At 56.1% G+C, this 223-nt stretch carries 1 rRNA gene; it reads left to right on the top strand.

Annotated features, from left to right (window positions below):
- Positions 1–223 (top strand): 16S ribosomal RNA (locus tag ACFCTO_RS12275); the annotation flags it as partial.

Below are 223 nucleotides of genomic sequence, written 5' to 3'. Positions count from 1 at the left end.
GATTCGAGTGGCAAACGGGTGAGTAACGCGTAAGCAACCTGCCCTCTAGATGGGGACAACAGCTGGAAACGGCTGCTAATACCGAATACGTTCTTTCTGTCGCATGGCAGAGGGAAGAAAGGGAGGCTCTTCGGAGCTTTCGCTGGAGGAGGGGCTTGCGTCTGATTAGCTAGTTGGAGGGGTAACGGCCCACCAAGGCGACGATCAGTAGCCGGTCTGAGAG

Source organism: Megasphaera indica, from assembly GCF_046614755.1.
GTDB classification, from domain to species: domain Bacteria; phylum Bacillota; class Negativicutes; order Veillonellales; family Megasphaeraceae; genus Megasphaera; species Megasphaera intestinihominis.
The sequence above is the reverse complement of the archived record's forward strand: the minus strand, read 5'-3'. Positions and strand labels throughout refer to the sequence as shown.